Origin of the sequence: Pseudomonas sp. S35 (genome assembly GCF_009866765.1) — a bacterium.
Taxonomy (GTDB): domain Bacteria; phylum Pseudomonadota; class Gammaproteobacteria; order Pseudomonadales; family Pseudomonadaceae; genus Aquipseudomonas.
On sequence record NZ_CP019431.1, the window covers coordinates 5,702,911 to 5,720,288 of the forward strand.

A 17,378-nucleotide genomic window follows, 5' to 3' on the forward strand; every position below is an offset into this window, starting at 1 on the left:
CGACCTGCCCGCGCCTCCCCAGGCGCGGGTTTTATTTTTGGACCCGCCTCCTCTTTGGGTCTCTCTAATTTCCGACTTAAGTTGCCCCTATGCTCAAACGCTTTGCCTGGATGGCACTCTTCGCCTGCGCCCCGCTGTACGCGGCACCGCATCTTGATGATCAACGTTTGCAGCAACTGGCCAACGATCCATTCTGGCTGTCGCTGGGCCACTACGAAGCCGGCAAGCTCAAAGGCTGGCGCAGTTATGTCAGCGAACAGAAATTTTTCCTCGCACCCGATGGCGCTCACCATCCGGATGCGGAACTCAAGGCCACCGTTGAAGCGCTCTACGCTCCGGCCAGCCTGGGTGAAAAACATGCCCAATGCGTCTACCCCGCGCGTACCCGCTGGCTCAAGGATCAGTTGCACCTGACCGACCTGCCCGCCGTGGACTGCAAAGAATTCAAGCAATGGTTCAAGGACGTCGCCCCTCACAGCGCGGTGATGATCTTCCCGGCGGCCTACCTCAACAGCCCGTCGTCGATGTTCGGCCACACCCTGCTGCGTATCGACCAGGCCGACGTGCAGAGCAACAAAACCGCGCTACTGAGCTATGCGATCAACTTCGGCGCGTACATCGAAGGCTCGGACAACAGCATCCTCTACGCCTGGAAAGGCCTGATGGGCGGCTACCCCGGCCTGTTCGCGCTGGTGCCCTACCAGGAAAAACTCTCCGAATACCGTAGCCTCGAAAACCGCGACCTGTGGGAATACCGCCTCAACCTCACCCAGGTCGAGACCGAGCGCATGGTCGAGCACGTGTGGGAGCTCAAGCAGATCCAGTTCGACTACTTCTTCTTCGACGAAAACTGCTCCTATCGCCTGCTGGAACTGCTGCAAGTGGCCCGTCCGGGCCTGCGCCTGACTGAACAGTTCCCGCTGACCGCCATTCCTACCGACACGGTCAAGGCCGTGAAGGACGCGGGCCTGGTCGAGAAGATCGACTACCGGCCGTCCCGCGAGCGCGAGCTGCTGGAACGCGCCAAGCCGCTGGACAGCGACGAGCAGCAATGGGTGCTCAAGGTCAGCGATGACCAGCAACAATTGCAGGCGCCCGCCTTCAAAGCATTGCCCCGCGACCGCCAGGCCCTGATCATCGACGCCGCTTACCGCCTGGGCCGCTACCGCGCCAATGGCCTGGAGCGCGACACCGCACGCTCCCAACGCAGTTTCGAACTGCTGCGCGCGATCAACCAGAACCCCGCGCCGGACCTTAAGATCACGCCTCCCGGCCTGCCGGAAAACGGCCATGAGTCACGAACCTGGCAAGCCGGCATCGGTACCCGTGGCGACAAAGCCTTCGGTGAGTACGGCCTGCGCATGGCCTACCACGACCTCAACGACAACGCCGAAGGCTTCCCCCTCGGCGCCCAGATCGAAATCCTGCAAATGAAACTGCGCCAGTACGAAGGCAACCACTGGCAACTGCAGCAACTAGACCTGGCCACCATCCGCTCCCTGACCCCGCGCAACGCCCTGCTGCAACCGTGGTCCTGGCAAGTCACCGGCGGCCTGGAACGCGTACCTGGCAAACACGACGACGAAACCCTGGTCGCCCACGTCAACGGCGGCGCCGGTGGCACCTGGCAACTCGGCGACGACATGCTCGGCTTCGCCCTCGGCACCGTGCGCGTGGAACACAACAACGACTTCAGCGAAGCCATCTCCCCCGCCGCCGGCTTCAACACCGGCGTCCTGTGGAAAAACCCGCTGGGCAACCTGAGCCTGGAAGCCAAGGGCGATTTCTTCACCAATGGCGAAGTGCGGCGCAGCATCAGCCTGAACCAGCAGTGGGAATTGTCGCGCAACCTGGGCCTGCGCCTGAGTGCACAGCGCGAGTACAGCCACTTGTCGACGCCGGTGAATGAAGTGATGCTTGAAGTGAAGTGGTATCACTACTAGCGCGACTCTAAAGCCAAACTCAATACCAATGTGGGAGGGGGCTTGCCCCGATAGTGGTGTGTCAGTCACTGAATATTTGGCTGATGCACCGCCATCGGGGGCAAGCCCCCTCCCACATTTGGATCTGCATTGATTCAGCTGCGCCTCGCCCACAACAACTCAAATCAGCAAAAAACTCTCAAATTTATTCCCTCACTCAGAAATTCTTAGGATGTCTTCAAGTCACTGACTAATAAGCCAAAGTTTTGAAGCGCATTTTTAGCTTTTTTGCGCTGCAATAAACTTGTGAATCCCCTGCTCGCTTTATGAAGATTTTTGACTAGTCTCGCGAGTAGCAATCAAATTGCCACCACATCTATCCACGGATCTGAATAGGTAGAGACTTACTATGGATTTTTTTGAAAAGCTCACCAGTCTGGCAGCAAAAGTCCGGTTACAAGGCCCCGCCATTCAAACAGAAGAAGCGACAAAAAATGCTTTCGTAATGCCTTTTATCAACACGGTGCTGGGCTACGACGTGTTTGATCCTCAGGAAGTGACACCTGAGTTCGTATGCGATGTGGGGACAAAAAAAGGCGAAAAAATAGACTACGCCATCATGAAAAACGGTGAGGTTCAAATTCTCATCGAATGCAAAAAAATCGGCGAATCACTGAGCATTAATCACGCCTCCCAGCTTTTTCGATACTTCCATGTGACGAGCGCAAGAATCTCCATCCTCACTAACGGCCAGGTCTATAGGTTTTTTACCGACTTGGACGCCCCCAATAAAATGGACGAAAAACCATTTCTGGAACTGGACCTGCTGGACATTGACGAATATTCCGTGCCGGAATTGATCAAGCTCACCAAGTCAGCTTTCGACGTGGACTCAATCATCAATGCCGCAGGAGAGCTGAAGTACGTCAGCCAACTCAAGAAAATCATAGGCGCTCAGGTCAACAAACCAGAAGACGAGTTCGTGAAATTCTTCGCATCCCGCGTTTATGATGGTGTCATCACCCAGAAGGTGCGTGAGCAGTTTTTTGAACTGACGCGAAAAGCGTTAGCTCAGTTTTTGAATGATCAAATCAATGACCGACTCAAGTCAGCCATGAGCGGCGTTATTCAACCGACGATAGCGTCTATGCCGGTCGCAAACAGCGCTAATGCAGAGACACAGGACCGCGACGAATCAGAAGACAAGATATTGACCACTCTTGAAGAGATGGAGGGTTATCACATCGTTCGTGCTGTCGTTCGTTCGGTCGTCGATGCCAAACGTATCGTTCAACGGGATACCCAGAGCTATTTCGGCATACTCCTGGATGACAACAACCGCAAACCGATCTGCCGCCTTCATTTCAATCGCAGCCAGAAATACCTCGGCATATTCGACGAAGAGAAAAACGAAACCCGGCACGCAATTTCGTCCATTGATGAGATTTACGAGTACGCAGATCAACTGAAAAAGACAGTGGGTTATTACGACTGACGACACAACGATAACCCTGTGGCGAGCAGGCTTGCGCATCTCGCAGCAACATCGAAGTGATATCACTGCGTAACCGGCCTTAAAGCCGGGCGGAGTTTAAAAATGTCGGAGGGGGCTTGCCCTCCCACATTTGTCCGTATTTATTCAGTTTCCATCTCAGGGAGTTCAATCAACATGGCAGTTAACTGCAACACTCTCGAAGAAGTCCGTGACAACATCGACCGCCTCGACCAGCAAATTGTCAGCCTACTGGCTGAACGTGGCGGCTACGTATCCCAAGCCGCGCGCTTTAAAAAGAATGCTGATGCTGTCAAGGCACCACAACGGGTTGAACAGGTGATCGCCAAGGTGCGGGATTTATCGCACACACTAGGTGCCAACCCGGACGTTACCGAGCAGGTGTATCGCGCGATGATTTCGGCATTTATTCAGCAGGAATTGGGTGAGCATGCGGCGCTAACAACATAGTCCCCCAGTGGCGAGCGGGCTTGCCCCCTCGCCACGCAAGCTCGCCAGCGCAGTCCAAAGCGATCTACAGATTTCTCACACGCCTTTCACATCTCCCCGACGAATCCCCTTCTAGACTTCCCACATCAGCCGTGAAACGGCGAGGGAGTACGCCATGTGGCGGTCTGCGGTAATGCTGTGTGCGATGGTGTGGCTGGTGGGGTGTCAATCGACTCACCAGGAGTTATTGGCCAAGGGTTATCCGCCGGCCTTTGCTGATGGCTTTGATGATGGTTGCAGCAGCGGTCGCCAGGCGGCCGGGGTGATTACGGGAACGTTTCGCAAGAGCGTGCCGCGTTATTTGAAAGACCGCACCTACGCCGAAGGCTGGGAAGACGGCTTCCGCCAGTGCAAGGCCATGCGTGAGAACGAAGAGCTGCGCGACTACAAGGACAACCACTGGGACGACCGCGAACGCGCCTGGCAGCAGGAGAAAGATCGCGATGCGGCGCGGGCGTATCGCTCGCAATAGGTCGTTTTCAGACATCCATCGAAACTAATGCACGGCGACCATGGCCCAAACTCCAATGAGGGAGAATGCTATGAGCCGTGCTTTTGTAAATGAAGACAACGCTGCCGCCCAGGCCGATCAGCCGGTAGAACGCCAGGTCAGCGGGCAACCCAATCGCCTCACCGCGCAAGGCTTGGCGCAGTTGCAGGCCAAGGTTGCGCAGTTGCAGCATGAGTACAGCATCGAGTCCGCCAAGGGCGACAAACAGCGCCAGGCTGACCTCGAGCGGGACTTGCGTTACTTCAACCAGCGAGTACAAAGCGCGCAGGTCGTGGCGCCGGCCACGTCCACCGATAAGGTGCAGATCGGCAGTTGGGTCACTTTCGCCAACGAGCAGGACGAGCAGCAGCGCATCCAACTGGTCGGTGAAGACCAGGCCGATGCCAGCGCAGGCCTGATCAACTGGGGCTCACCGCTGGGCCGCGCACTACTGGGCGCCCAGGTCGGCGACGAGGTGCTGTGGCAACGCCCCGTCGGCGATCAGTTGATCGAAGTGCTAAGCATCGAACCCCAGGTTTAAACGATGCCTTGGGCCAGCATCGCGTCGGCGACTTTGACGAAGCCCGCGATATTCGCGCCCTTCACGTAGTTGACCCGGCCGTTTTCTTCGCCGTAATGCACGCAGGCGTGGTGGATCGACTGCATGATGTTGTGCAGCTTGCTGTCGACTTCACCGGCGGTCCACAGCAGGCGCATGGCGTTCTGCGACATTTCCAGGCCACTCACGGCTACGCCACCGGCGTTGGAAGCCTTGCCTGGCGCGAACAGAATGCCTGCCTCGATAAAGATATCCACCGCCTCAAGCGTCGTCGGCATGTTCGCGCCTTCGGCCACGCAGAGGCAGCCGTTGCGCAGCAAGGTGCGGGCGGCTTCGGCGTCGAGTTCGTTCTGGGTGGCGCATGGCAGTGCGATGTCGCAGGCCAGCTCCCACGGCGTCTGGCCTTTACGGAATTCCAGGCCAAAACGCTCGGCCAGTTCGCTGATGCGACCGCGTTGTACGTTCTTCAATTCCAGCAGGGCCGACCATTGCTCCTCGGTCAAACCGCTTTCGGCGTACAGCGTCCCTTCGGAATCGGACAAGGAAATCACCTTGCCACCCAGGTCCATGACCTTGCGCGCGGCGTATTGCGCCACGTTGCCAGAGCCGGACACCGCGACACGCTTGCCCTCAACGCGCTGGCCGTTGCGCTTGAGCATTTCTTCGGCGAAGTACACGCAGCCGAAACCGGTGGCTTCCGGGCGGATCAGGCTGCCGCCGTAGGTCATGCCTTTACCGGTCAATACCGAGGTGAACTGATTGCTCAGGCGCTTGTACTGGCCAAACAGGAAGCCGATCTCACGGGCGCCCACGCCGATATCGCCGGCCGGCACGTCCACGTCCGCGCCGATATGGCGGTACAACTCGCTCATGAACGCCTGGCAGAAGCGCATGACTTCGGCGTCGCTCTTACCTTTTGGATCAAAGTCCGAGCCACCTTTGCCGCCGCCCATGGGCAACGAGGTCAGGGAATTCTTGAAGGTCTGTTCAAAGGCGAGGAATTTCAGCACGCCGAGGTTCACCGACGGGTGGAAGCGCAGGCCGCCTTTATAGGGGCCGATGGCGCTGTTCATCTGGATCCGGAAACCGCGATTGACCTGGACCTTGCCGTGATCATCCACCCACGACACCCGAAACGTAATCGCACGTTCCGGCTCGCAGATGCGCTCCAAAATACCCGAGGTCAGGTAGTGGGGGTTGGCTTCAAGAAACGGCCACAGACTGCGTAGGACTTCTTCTACAGCCTGGTGGAACTCTGGCTGGTCTGGGTCGCGTTTCTTGAGGCGGGCAAGGAAGGATTCGACGGATTCGATCATGAAAAGTCTCGGAAAATTGATTGTTTTTAAATGAGATTGAGCCGGACTTTATCAATTCATGTCGCACTGCGACAGGGCAAAATGTCGCCTTTGTGAATTTAAATGGTGCATTAGATATAAATGTATCCAGTTTTAGCGGGGTTTATGCACTTAAAAGGGGATTTCAGATCAGGCAGATGCACCAACAGATAGATTGCTATCGGGGCAAGCCCACTCCCACATTTGATCGGTGTTTGCCCCAAAAAACGCGTAAAAAAAAGCGGAGCCCGAAGGCTCCGCTCATGTTCAAACCGGCCTATATCAGGCCAGTTTTTTGTGGCGTACACGGTGCGGCTGGGCAGCAGCGTCGCCCAGGCGCTTTTTACGATCGGCTTCGTACTCGGTGTAGTTGCCTTCGAAGAACACCGCTTGCGAGTCGTCTTCGTACGCCAGGATGTGGGTCGCGACGCGGTCAAGGAACCACCGATCGTGAGAGATCACAATGGCGGCGCCCGGGAAGTCCAGCAGGGCTTCTTCCAGGGAACGCAGGGTTTCAACGTCGAGGTCGTTGGACGGTTCGTCGAGCAGCAGCACGTTGCCGCCTTCTTTCAAGGTCAGGGCCAGGTGCAAGCGACCGCGCTCACCACCGGACAGGTCCTTGACGAACTTCTGCTGGTCGCCGCCCTTGAAGTTGAAACGGCCGACGTAGGTACGCGACGGGATTTCATAGTTGCCGATGCGGATCTGGTCGGAACCGTCGGAAATCTGCTGGAACACCGTCTTGCTGCCGTCGAGGTCGTCGCGGCTCTGGTCCACACAGGCCAGTTGCACGGTTTCGCCGACTTCGATGGTGCCCGAATCCGGAGTTTCCTTGCCCATCAGCATGCGGAACAATGTGGATTTACCCGCACCGTTACCACCGATAACGCCGACGATCGCGCCTTTTGGCATGGAGAAAGACAGGTTGTCGATCAACACGCGGTCGCCATAGCCTTTGGAAACGTTCTTGAACTCGATGACCTTGTCACCCAGGCGCGGACCGGCCGGAATGTAGATCTCGTTGGTTTCGCTGCGCTTCTGGAATTCCTGCGACTGCATTTCTTCGAAGCGTTGCAGACGTGCCTTGGATTTGGACTGGCGGGCCTTGGCGCCTTTGCGCACCCACTCCAGTTCTTCCTTCATGGCTTTTTCGTGGGCCGATTGCTGCTTGGATTCGGCCGCCAGACGGTCAGACTTGGCTTCCAGCCAACCGGAGTAGTTGCCCTCGTAAGGGATACCCGCGCCACGGTCGAGCTCAAGGATCCAGCCGGCTACGTTGTCCAGGAAGTACCGGTCGTGCGTGATCGCAACCACGGTGCCCGGGAAATCGTGCAGGAAGTGTTCAAGCCAAGCGACGGAATCGGCGTCCAAGTGGTTGGTCGGTTCGTCGAGCAGCAGCATGTCAGGGGCCGACAGCAGCAGGCGGCACAGCGCCACACGACGCTTCTCACCGCCGGACAGGAATTCGACCTTGGCGTCCCACGCCGGCAGGCGCAGCGCGTCGGCGGCGACTTCCAGCTGGCGCTCCAGGTTGTGACCGTCGCTGGCCTGCAGGATGGCTTCGAGCTTGGCCTGCTCGGCAGCCAGCTTGTCGAAGTCGGCGTCTTCTTCAGCGTAAGCTGCGTAGACCTCGTCCAGACGCGCCTGGGCGTTCTTGATCACGCTGACCGCTTCCTCGACCACCTCACGTACGGTCTTGGTCGGGTCCAGGATCGGCTCCTGCGGCAGGTAACCGATGTTCAGTTCCGGCATCGGGCGGGCTTCGCCTTCGAACTCGGTGTCGACGCCGGCCATGATTTTCAGCAGCGTGGACTTACCCGAACCGTTGAGGCCGAGCACGCCGATCTTGGCGCCAGGGAAGAAGGACAGCGAAATGTTTTTCAGGATTTCCCGCTTCGGCGGAACAACTTTTCCCAGCCGATGCATGGTGAAGACGTATTGAGCCATGGTGAACCTAGCGTCAGTGACTGATGAATTAAGCGGGCGAAGCCCGTGCCAGGCCATGCGCCGCGCGGGCCGTTGACTATCATCAATGCCAGCGAGCGGAAAAAGCCTGAGTGTCTGGGGCTGGAACGCCCCCGCGTAACCGGCAAAGCTACCTGAATGCGCTTGGTCAGTCCAGCCAAGCGGGGCTGGCACTTTGCCACAACTCAAGGCATGCTAGCCGCCCTCCGGGCGTCCGGCTTATAGTGCACGTCGCGCGCCAGTCCAGCCAAACCGCAGGATCACAGCTTGTCCAAAGTCACGCCGCCAACTCCCCTGCGCGCCGCTCATATAGCGCCGGGAGCGCCCCTGCACGGCACCCTTAAAGGCGCATTGGCGACGCTTGTCCTCATGTTGCTCGCGTTATTGTTCTGGCAACTGCTGGATCAACTGCAGCAAAACCAGAAAAACCAACAGCAGTACACCATCGACTACAGTGCCGACCTGGCTGAACAGATCAGCCTGAACATGGCCTTGAGCGCAAAAATTGCCCTCAACCTGCTGCCGATGGTCGAGCCGCCGCGCGACAGCGAGCAACAACAAGCCTTGATGCGCACCTTGCAGCGCTCCCTGCCAGAGTTGCGCAGTATCGCCCTGCTCGCCCCCAGCGGCGCGATGATCAGCGACAGCGCCACTGACAGCCAGGACAGCGCCTGGCTGGAAGAGTTGGTGCAGCGCAGCCACGGCCAGTCCTATTACCTGAGCAACAACAACGACGGCACCATCATCTACCTGCTGCTGCACCAGCCCAGCGGCGGCTCAAGGATGTACTGGGCGCTGCGCCTGGCACCCAGTTACCTGACCGGCCTTACCCGCCAGGACAGCCAGGGCCCGCGGCCGATGTGGGCCATCGAGAACCGCGTGAACCACCGCGTGGTCAGCCGTGACAGCGGCATGCCGGCGCAATGGTCCAGCGCCCTGACCCCGGATGACTTGAACAAAAGCGTACTGGTCACCCCGTTGAGCAAAAGCGACTGGCAATTGCGCGGCATGTTCGATCGCGCAGCCGTGCTGGAACAACTGCTGCCGGCGTTTATCGGCAAATGCCTGTTGGGCCTGGCCTTCTCGTTGATCCCGGTGATCGTGCTGTTGAATATGCGCCGCCGCCAGCGCCAGGTGCATGAAGGCCGCCGACGCTACCAGGATATTTTCGAAGGCACTGGCGTCGCCCTGTGCGTGCTTGACCTCTCGGGCCTTAAACCAGTGTTTCACAAGGCGCACCTGCAAACTCGCGAGCAATTGCACGCCTGGCTGCAGGGCAACCCCGAAGAAAGCAGGCAGTTGCTCAAGGAACTGCGCATCACCGAGATCAACCAGGTGGCGGTGCGCCTGCTGAACGCAGGGTCATGCGATGAAGCCTGGGAGCGACTGATCGATGATTGCCCACGCAATTGCACGTCCATCGGCCATCAGGTACTCGAAGCCGTCCTGACTCAGCAGAACCAGCTTGAGCTGGAAATCCAACTCAAGGATATGGCCGGCAACGAGCAATACCTGTGGTTGGTCATGCGCCTGCCGGAGCAGCAGGACGATTTCAAGGCGGTGATCCTCAGCATCAGCGATATCACCAGCCGCAAGCTGATCGAACTGTCGCTGGTGGAGCGCGAGAGTTTCTGGTCCGACGTGGTGCGCACGGTGCCTGATCACCTGTATGTGCAGGACGTGATCAGCCAGCGCATGATTTTCAGCAACCACCACTTGGGCCATACCCTCGGCTATACCAAGGCCGAACTGCAGCAAATGGGCGAGTACTTCTGGGAAATCCTGCTGCACCCCGAAGACGCCGAGCATTACCACTCCTTGCGCCAGGCGCAGCGCGATGCCGGCTACACCACACAGTTGCAATGCCAACTGCGCTTTCGCCATCGCAACAACCAATGGCGGCGTTTCGAAATTCGCGAGCAGGCCCTGGCTAGGGACAAGACCACCCAAGTCACGCGCATCATCGGCGTGGCCAAGGACATCACCGACCAGATCGAAGCGAGCGAATCCCTGCGCGACAGCGAGCAGCGCTACCGCATGCTGGCCGAAAGCATCAGCGACGTGATCTGCTCCACCGACAGCCAACTGGCCCTCAACTACATCAGCCCGTCGGTCAACGCGGTGCTGGGGTATGACGTCGACTGGGTGTTCAAGAACGGCTGGCAGTCGATCATCGCCAACCCCGCGCAACTGGCCGGTATCTACAGCCTGGTGGAACAGGTCAGCCGTGCGCTGGGCGACGCCGAGGCGCTGTGCAAGCTGCGCGATGATGTGCAGACCCAGTTGTTCCTGTTCGACTGCCTGCGCGCCGATGGTCGTAAAGTGCCGATCGAACTGCGCCTGGTGCTGGTGTGGGACGAACACGGCGCCTTCGAAGGCATCCTCGGTGTGGGCCGCGATATCAGCCAGCAGCGCCGCGCCGAAAAAGACCTGCGCATGGCGGCCACGGTCTTCGAGCATTCCACCTCGGCGATCCTGATCACCGACCCGGCGGGTTATATCGTGCAGGCCAACGAGGCGTTCAGCCGGGTCAGCGGCTACGCGGTGGCCGATGTGCTCGACCAATTGCCGAACATGCTCACCGTCGACGAACAGCAAGAAGCACACCTGCGCTACGTGCTCAAGCAACTGCACCAGCACAGCACCTGGGAAGGCGAAGTGTGGCTCAAGCGCCGCAACGGCGAGCACTACCCCGCCTGGGTCGGCATTACGGCGGTGTTCGACGACGAAGGCGACCTGGCCAGCTACGTGTGTTTCTTCAGTGATATCAGCGAGCGCAAGGCCAGCGAGCAGCGCATCCACCGCCTGGCCTATTACGACGCCCTGACCCACCTGCCCAACCGCACGCTGTTCCAGGACCGCCTGCACACCGCGTTGCAGTCGGCCGAGCGGCAGAAGTCATGGGTGGTGCTGATGTTCCTCGACCTTGACCGCTTCAAGCCGATCAACGATTCCTTGGGCCACGCCGCCGGCGATCGCATGCTCAAGGAAATGGCCACCCGCCTGCTCGGCTGCGTGGCCGAAGACGACACCGTGGCGCGCATGGGCGGTGATGAGTTCACCTTGCTGCTGCAACCACGGCTCAGCCGTGAAATGGCGCTGAACCGTGCGATTCACGTGGCCGAGCAGATCCTCGCCAGCCTGGTGAAACCCTTCGTGCTGGAAGGTCGTGAGTTCTTTGTGACCGCCAGTATCGGCATTGCCCTCAGCCCGCAGGATGGCAACGAGCTGAGCCAACTGATGAAAAACGCCGATACGGCGATGTATCACGCCAAGGAACGCGGCAAGAACAACTTCCAGTTCTACCAGGCCGACATGAACGCCAGCGCCCTGGAACGCCTGGAACTGGAAAGCGACCTGCGCCACGCCCTGGAGCAGAACGAATTCGTGCTTTATTACCAACCGCAGTTCAGCGGCGACGGTAAACGCCTGACCGGCGCCGAAGCCCTGCTGCGCTGGCGCCATCCGCGTCGCGGGTTGGTGCCACCGGGGGACTTCATTCCGGTGCTGGAAGAGTTGGGCCTGGTGGTGGACGTGGGCGACTGGGTGATCAGCGAAGCCTGCCGCCAGCTCAAGACCTGGCACCAGAACAAGGTGCGCGTGCCGAAAGTCTCGGTGAACATCTCGGCAAGGCAGTTTTCCGACGGCCAACTGGGCACGCGCATCGCGACCATCCTCAAGGACACCGGCCTGCCGCCGGCGTGCCTGGAGCTGGAACTGACCGAGAGCATCCTGATGCGCGAAGTCAACGAAGCGCTGCACATCCTCGACAGTCTGAAAAACCTGGGCCTGAGCATTGCGGTGGACGACTTCGGCACGGGTTATTCGTCGCTCAACTACCTCAAGCAGTTCCCCATTGATGTGCTGAAGATCGACCGCACCTTCGTCGATGGCCTGCCGTCCGGCGAGCAGGACGCGCAGATCGCCCGTGCCATTATCGCCATGGCCCACAGCCTGAACCTGGCGGTGATCGCCGAAGGCGTGGAAACCCATGAGCAATTGGACTTCCTGCGTGAACATGGTTGCGACGAGGTGCAGGGTTATCTGTTCGGGCGACCGATGCCGGCGAATCGGTTTGAGGTGCAGTTCAGCAATGATGCCCTCTTCATGTTCGACTGAGATTGTGGGGTGAGGCTACTGGCCCCCGATGGGGCCTTCAAAGCCACCACTCATCCCCAAGTGAATCCCGCTTGTCCGCGACATGATGTCCTTTCATATGCCATCTAAAACCCATTGGGTTAGAATGCCCTCCTTTTCTGCCCCCGATCCTTGAGGACCGCCATGTTCAGCCGTGATTTGACCATTGCCAAGTACGACGCCGATCTCTTCGCCGCCATGGAGCAAGAAGCCGTGCGCCAGGAAGAGCACATTGAGCTGATCGCTTCGGAAAACTACACCAGCCCTGCGGTTATGGAGGCTCAAGGTTCGGTTCTGACCAACAAATACGCCGAAGGCTACCCAGGCAAGCGCTACTACGGCGGTTGCGAGTACGTCGACGTGGTTGAGCAACTGGCCATTGATCGCGCCAAGGAACTGTTCGGCGCCGACTACGCCAACGTCCAGCCACACGCCGGCTCCCAAGCCAACAGCGCCGTGTATCTGGCCCTGCTGCAAGGCGGCGACACCATCCTGGGCATGAGCCTGGCACACGGCGGTCACCTGACCCACGGCGCCAGCGTTTCCTCCTCCGGCAAGCTGTACAACGCCGTTCAATACGGTATCGATGCCAACGGCCTGATCGACTACGACGAAGTCGAGCGCCTGGCGGTTGAACACAAGCCAAAAATGATCGTGGCCGGTTTCTCTGCCTACTCGCAGATCCTGGACTTCCCACGTTTCCGTGCGATCGCTGACAAGGTTGGCGCCTACCTGTTCGTCGACATGGCCCACGTGGCCGGTCTGGTCGCCGCTGGCGTCTACCCGAACCCGGTGCCATTCGCTGACGTGGTCACCACCACCACCCACAAGACCCTGCGCGGTCCACGTGGCGGCCTGATCCTGGCTCGCGCCAACGCCGAGATCGAGAAGAAGCTGAACTCCGCTGTATTCCCAGGCGCCCAGGGTGGCCCGCTGGAGCACGTGATTGCCGCCAAGGCGATCTGCTTCAAGGAAGCGCTGCAGCCTGAGTTCAAGACCTACCAGCAACAAGTGGTCAAGAACGCCCAGACTATGGCCAGCGTGTTCATCGAGCGCGGTTTTGACGTGGTGTCCGGCGGTACTGAAAACCACCTGTTCCTGCTGTCGCTGATCAAGCAGGACATCTCCGGTAAAGATGCAGACGCTGCCCTGGGCAAAGCCTTCATCACCGTGAACAAAAACTCCGTACCGAACGACCCACGTTCGCCGTTCGTCACCTCGGGCCTGCGCTTCGGCACCCCGGCAGTGACCACTCGTGGCTTTAAAGAAGCAGAGTGCAAGGAACTGGCTGGCTGGATCTGCGACATCCTGGCTGACCTGAACAACGAAGCCGTGATCGACGCGGTCCGTGAGAAGGTCAAGGCCATCTGCAAGAAACTGCCGGTATACGGCGCGTAACAAAAAGAAGCCCACTGTAGGAGCGAGCTTGCTCGCACCTACAGTGGGCTTTTTTATGCCTGATAGATACGGGCAAAGCCTTCGCGGATCTTGTCTTGCGGCAGCTCATCAGCAATAAACACGATCACACTTTCCCGCGTCTCGCCCTCGGCCCATTCGGTGTCCCAATCGAAGCCGTAGAGTTTCAGCACGCCCTGAAACACCATGCGCCGGTCTTCGCCGGCAATGTTCAGCACGCCCTTGTAGCGCAGCAGTTGCTTGCCGTGGTCTTCCAGCAGTTCGTTCATAAACTCGCTGAGCCGGTCGATATCCAGCGGCTGGTCGGTGCGCAGCACCAGGCTGGAGATGCGGTCGATGGACGGCGCCTTGCTCACCGGGCGCAGGCTCATGCCAGCGTTGAGGTTAAAGCCGCGCACGTCGAGCAATTCGGCCAGGTCAATCTTGCCATGCTCAACCCCACGAATCGGCGCGCGGCGGTTGATGCGAGTGAGGCGTTCGCTGAGGGCATCAAAGGTGGCATCGTCCACCAGGTCACGCTTGCTCACCAACAGCCGGTCGGCAAACCCGATCTGGGCCTGGGCGATGGTCTGGGTCAGGTGGTGCTCGGCGTGGGCCGCGTCCACCAGCGTGATGATGCCGTCGAGGATGTAGCGCTCGCGCAGTTCCTCATCAATGAAAAAGGTCTGGGCTACGGGTGCCGGGTCGGCCAGGCCGGTGCACTCGATCACCAGGCGGTCGAAGGCGATCTCGCCGCTGTCCAGGCGTTCCAGCAACAGGTAGAGCGCTTTGGTCAGGTCGGTGTGGATGGTGCAGCACACGCAGCCGTTGGACAGGGTCATGACTTGCACCGGTTCGGTGCCCAGCAATTGGGTGTCGATACCGGCGTCGCTGAATTCGTTTTCGATCACGGCGATTTTCAAGCCGTGTTCGGCCTTGAGCAGATGGCGCAGCAAGGTGGTCTTGCCTGCGCCAAGGAAGCCGCTGAGGACGGTGACGGGGATGGGAGAGGGCAAAAATATTCTCCTTGAAGGAACACAAACAAGTGTGGGAGGGGGCTTGCCCCCGATAGCAGTGTGTCAGGCACTGATGTGTCACTGATACACCGTTATCGGGGGCAAGCCCCCTCCCACAGGGGTGTTACGTTAAATCAACAGCACTTGGGCCCACCCTTGCCACCGTAACGAGCTTCCTGGCGTTCCCGGAAGAACGCCTTGTAGTCCATCATCGGTTTGTCCGGGTGTTTGGTCTGCATATGCTCGACGTACGTGTCGTAGTCGGGCATGCCGACCATCAGGCGCGCGGCCTGACCGAGGTATTTACCGAGGCGACTGATGTCATTGAACATGCTTGCAATCCTCGATTACGCGTCCGGCTGAGCCTGGAACGGGGCTTCTTTATCCGTACGTTCTTTGTTGCCCCAGGCAGCAACGCCGACCTTGAGTGCATAGAACAGGATGCTGAAGACCACGAACAGGAACAGCGCCGTCAGCGTTGCGTTGGTGTAGGCGTTCCAGATCACGTGCTGCATCTGGTCGATGCTCTTGGCCGGGGCCAGGATCTGGCCGTTGGCCAGTGCATCACTGTATTTCTTGGCCAGCGACAGGAAGCCGATCGCAGGGTTCGCGTCGAACAGCTTGATGAAGCCCGCGGTGGTGGTGCAGATCAGCAGCCAGACAGCCGGCAGCATGGTCACCCAGATGTAGCGTTGGCGTTTCATTTTGATCAGCACAACCGTCGCCAGCATCAGCGCGATACCCGCCAGCATCTGGTTGGAGATACCGAACAGCGGCCACAAGGTGTTGATCCCGCCCAATGGGTCGATCACGCCTTGGTACAGCAGGTAACCCCACATCGCCACGCAACCGGCGGTCGCGATCAGGTTGGCGGTCCAGGACTCGGTGCGTTTGAGCGCCGGCACGAAGGAGCCCAGCAAGTCTTGCAGCATGAAGCGACCGGCACGGGTACCGGCATCGACAGCCGTCAGGATGAACAGCGCTTCGAACAGGATCGCAAAGTGGTACCAGAACGCCATGGTGTTTTCACCCGGCAGCACACTGTGCAGGATCTGCGCGATACCCACCGCGAGCGTCGGTGCACCGCCGGCACGGGCCAGGATGGTGGTTTCACCGATGTCATGGGCCACGGCCGACAGCGCCTCAGGGGTAATTGCAAAACCCCAGCTGCTGACGGTTTGTGCCACGGTGACCACGTCGCTGCCAACCACGGCGGCCGGGCTGTTCATGGCGAAGTACACACCAGGCTCGATCACCGAAGCGGCAACCATGGCCATGATCGCGACGAACGACTCCATCAGCATGCCGCCGTAACCGATGTAGCGGGCGTGGCTTTCGTTGGCGAGCAACTTGGGCGTAGTGCCCGAGGAGATCAGCGCGTGGAAACCCGAAACGGCGCCACAGGCGATGGTGATGAACAGGAACGGGAACAGGCCGCCCTTCCACACCGGGCCGGTGCCGTCGATGAACTGGGTCAGCGCTGGCATTTTCAGGTCTGGCATGGTGACCAGGATGCCGATGGCCAGGGCGATGATGGTGCCGATTTTCAGGAACGTAGACAGATAGTCACGCGGTGCCAGGATCAGCCATACCGGCAGGACTGCGGCGACGAAACCGTAGCCGATCAGCATCCAGGTGATCTGGATCCCGGTGAAGGTGAACGCCTTGGCCCAGACAGGGTCAGCGGCAATCTGCCCGCCCAGCCAGATCGAACCCAGCAGCAACAGCACGCCGATGATCGAGATTTCACCGATGCGGCCCGGGCGGATGTAGCGCATGTAGATGCCCATGAACATCGCGATCGGGATAGTCGCCATTACCGTGAAGATGCCCCACGGGCTCTCGGCCAGGGCCTTGACCACGATCAGCGCCAGCACCGCGAGGATGATGATCATGATCAGGAAGCAGCCAAACAGCGCGATGGTCCCCGGAATGCGGCCCATCTCTTCGCGAACCATGTCCCCCAGGGAGCGGCCGTTGCGACGAGTGGACAGGAACAGCACCATGAAGTCCTGCACCGCACCGGCCAGCACCACGCCGGCAATCAGCCAGAGCGTGCCGGGCAGGTAGCCCATTTGCGCCGCAAGTACCGGGCCCACCAACGGGCCTGCACCGGCAATTGCCGCAAAGTGGTGACCAAAAAGGATGTGTTTGTTGGTCGGCACATAGTCCAGACCGTCGTTATTGATCACTGCGGGGGTGGCCCGCCGTGGATCGAGTTGCATCACATTATTCGCGATGAACAGACTGTAGTAGCGATAAGCAACCAGGTAGATGGCCACCGCAGCAACCACAATCCACAAGGCGTTGATCGCCTCACCGCGGCGCAAGGCCACTACGCCAAGGGCGCACGCTCCTACGATTGCCAGCACCAGCCAGGGTAAGTGGCGTAGCAGGCTATTATTATTTTTCATTTTTATATTCCAGCCAGGGTGGACAGAAAGGACAGCCACCCGGAGTTTAGCGCTGTTGGCCTTAAAGGCCACCCCCCTACGTTGGTCTAGAGCCTTGCAACGGCGAAAAAAGCAGAAATAAAGGCCCCGTGATGGCGCAGGGCT

Annotated in this window: 12 protein-coding genes; 7 read left to right on the forward strand and 5 right to left on the reverse strand. The window is 59.2% G+C overall.

Features of this window, described 5'->3' with window-relative positions; genetic code table 11:
• Positions 1 to 89 precede the first annotated feature (89 nt).
• From PspS35_RS25695 to PspS35_RS25715, 5 genes are all read left to right on the forward strand, one after another.
• Positions 90 to 1,943 carry a DUF4105 domain-containing protein gene (locus PspS35_RS25695; RefSeq protein ID WP_159937311.1) on the forward strand — a complete coding sequence of 618 codons (1,854 nt, stop codon included), beginning with the start codon at positions 90 to 92 and terminating at the stop codon, positions 1,941 to 1,943.
• Between the two features lie 388 nt (positions 1,944 to 2,331).
• On the forward strand, positions 2,332 to 3,417 hold the full coding sequence (locus PspS35_RS25700; protein WP_159937312.1) for a type I restriction endonuclease: 1,086 nt from the start codon (positions 2,332 to 2,334) through the stop codon (positions 3,415 to 3,417).
• A 174-nt stretch (positions 3,418 to 3,591) separates the two neighbouring features.
• Positions 3,592 to 3,885, forward strand: coding sequence for a chorismate mutase (locus PspS35_RS25705; protein ID WP_159937313.1), 294 nt, complete (start codon positions 3,592 to 3,594; stop codon positions 3,883 to 3,885).
• A gap of 154 nt (positions 3,886 to 4,039) precedes the next feature.
• Positions 4,040 to 4,396 carry a hypothetical protein gene (locus PspS35_RS25710; protein ID WP_159937314.1) on the forward strand — a complete coding sequence of 119 codons (357 nt, stop codon included), beginning with the start codon at positions 4,040 to 4,042 and terminating at the stop codon, positions 4,394 to 4,396.
• 70 nt (positions 4,397 to 4,466) lie between these two features.
• The gene (locus tag PspS35_RS25715; protein WP_159937315.1) at positions 4,467 to 4,955 is read left to right on the forward strand and encodes a GreA/GreB family elongation factor; all 489 of its coding nucleotides are present in this window, start codon (positions 4,467 to 4,469) and stop codon (positions 4,953 to 4,955) included.
• On the opposite strand, the gene gdhA is transcribed toward PspS35_RS25715, so the two are convergent.
• Both gdhA and ettA read right to left on the reverse strand, forming a co-directional pair.
• Positions 4,952 to 6,289 carry an NADP-specific glutamate dehydrogenase gene (gene gdhA / locus PspS35_RS25720; protein ID WP_159937316.1) on the reverse strand — a complete coding sequence of 446 codons (1,338 nt, stop codon included), beginning with the start codon at positions 6,287 to 6,289 and terminating at the stop codon, positions 4,952 to 4,954. The genes PspS35_RS25715 and gdhA overlap by 4 nt on opposite strands.
• A gap of 300 nt (positions 6,290 to 6,589) precedes the next feature.
• Positions 6,590 to 8,254, reverse strand: a complete 1,665-nt coding sequence (ettA, locus tag PspS35_RS25725; RefSeq protein WP_159937317.1) for an energy-dependent translational throttle protein EttA — start codon at positions 8,252 to 8,254, stop codon at positions 6,590 to 6,592.
• A gap of 285 nt (positions 8,255 to 8,539) precedes the next feature.
• On the opposite strand from ettA, the gene PspS35_RS25730 reads away from it, so the two are divergent.
• Positions 8,540 to 12,391 (forward strand): bifunctional diguanylate cyclase/phosphodiesterase, encoded by a 3,852-nt coding sequence (locus PspS35_RS25730; RefSeq protein ID WP_159937318.1) that lies wholly within the window; start codon positions 8,540 to 8,542, stop codon positions 12,389 to 12,391.
• Positions 12,392 to 12,553: 162 nt separating this feature from the next.
• Positions 12,554 to 13,807 carry a serine hydroxymethyltransferase gene (glyA, locus tag PspS35_RS25735; protein WP_053137906.1) on the forward strand — a complete coding sequence of 418 codons (1,254 nt, stop codon included), beginning with the start codon at positions 12,554 to 12,556 and terminating at the stop codon, positions 13,805 to 13,807.
• A gap of 53 nt (positions 13,808 to 13,860) precedes the next feature.
• On the opposite strand, the gene yjiA is transcribed toward glyA, so the two are convergent.
• From yjiA to PspS35_RS25750, 3 genes are all read right to left on the reverse strand, one after another.
• On the reverse strand, positions 13,861 to 14,820 hold the full coding sequence (gene yjiA / locus PspS35_RS25740; RefSeq protein WP_159937319.1) for a GTPase: 960 nt from the start codon (positions 14,818 to 14,820) through the stop codon (positions 13,861 to 13,863).
• 134 nt (positions 14,821 to 14,954) lie between these two features.
• Positions 14,955 to 15,152: a YbdD/YjiX family protein gene (locus tag PspS35_RS25745; RefSeq protein ID WP_003176208.1), complete on the reverse strand. Its 198-nt coding sequence runs from the start codon at positions 15,150 to 15,152 to the stop codon at positions 14,955 to 14,957.
• Between the two features lie 15 nt (positions 15,153 to 15,167).
• A complete protein-coding gene (locus PspS35_RS25750) occupies positions 15,168 to 17,234 on the reverse strand; it encodes a carbon starvation CstA family protein (RefSeq protein ID WP_159937320.1) in 2,067 nt (688 codons plus the stop codon).
• Positions 17,235 to 17,378 lie beyond the last annotated feature (144 nt).

What these genes read in the sequence shown, in the direction of transcription:
- ettA (WP_159937317.1), bottom strand. Translation starts at nt 8,254, where the DNA reads ATGGCTCAATACGTCTTCACCATGCATCGGCTGGGAAAAGTTGTTCCG.
- gdhA (WP_159937316.1), bottom strand. Translation starts at nt 6,289, where the DNA reads ATGATCGAATCCGTCGAATCCTTCCTTGCCCGCCTCAAGAAACGCGAC.
- PspS35_RS25715 (WP_159937315.1), top strand. Translation starts at nt 4,467, where the DNA reads ATGAGCCGTGCTTTTGTAAATGAAGACAACGCTGCCGCCCAGGCCGAT.
- PspS35_RS25745 (WP_003176208.1), bottom strand. Translation starts at nt 15,152, where the DNA reads ATGTTCAATGACATCAGTCGCCTCGGTAAATACCTCGGTCAGGCCGCG.
- glyA (WP_053137906.1), top strand. Translation starts at nt 12,554, where the DNA reads ATGTTCAGCCGTGATTTGACCATTGCCAAGTACGACGCCGATCTCTTC.
- PspS35_RS25695 (WP_159937311.1), top strand. Translation starts at nt 90, where the DNA reads ATGCTCAAACGCTTTGCCTGGATGGCACTCTTCGCCTGCGCCCCGCTG.
- PspS35_RS25700 (WP_159937312.1), top strand. Translation starts at nt 2,332, where the DNA reads ATGGATTTTTTTGAAAAGCTCACCAGTCTGGCAGCAAAAGTCCGGTTA.
- PspS35_RS25705 (WP_159937313.1), top strand. Translation starts at nt 3,592, where the DNA reads ATGGCAGTTAACTGCAACACTCTCGAAGAAGTCCGTGACAACATCGAC.
- PspS35_RS25710 (WP_159937314.1), top strand. Translation starts at nt 4,040, where the DNA reads ATGTGGCGGTCTGCGGTAATGCTGTGTGCGATGGTGTGGCTGGTGGGG.
- PspS35_RS25750 (WP_159937320.1), bottom strand. Translation starts at nt 17,234, where the DNA reads ATGAAAAATAATAATAGCCTGCTACGCCACTTACCCTGGCTGGTGCTG.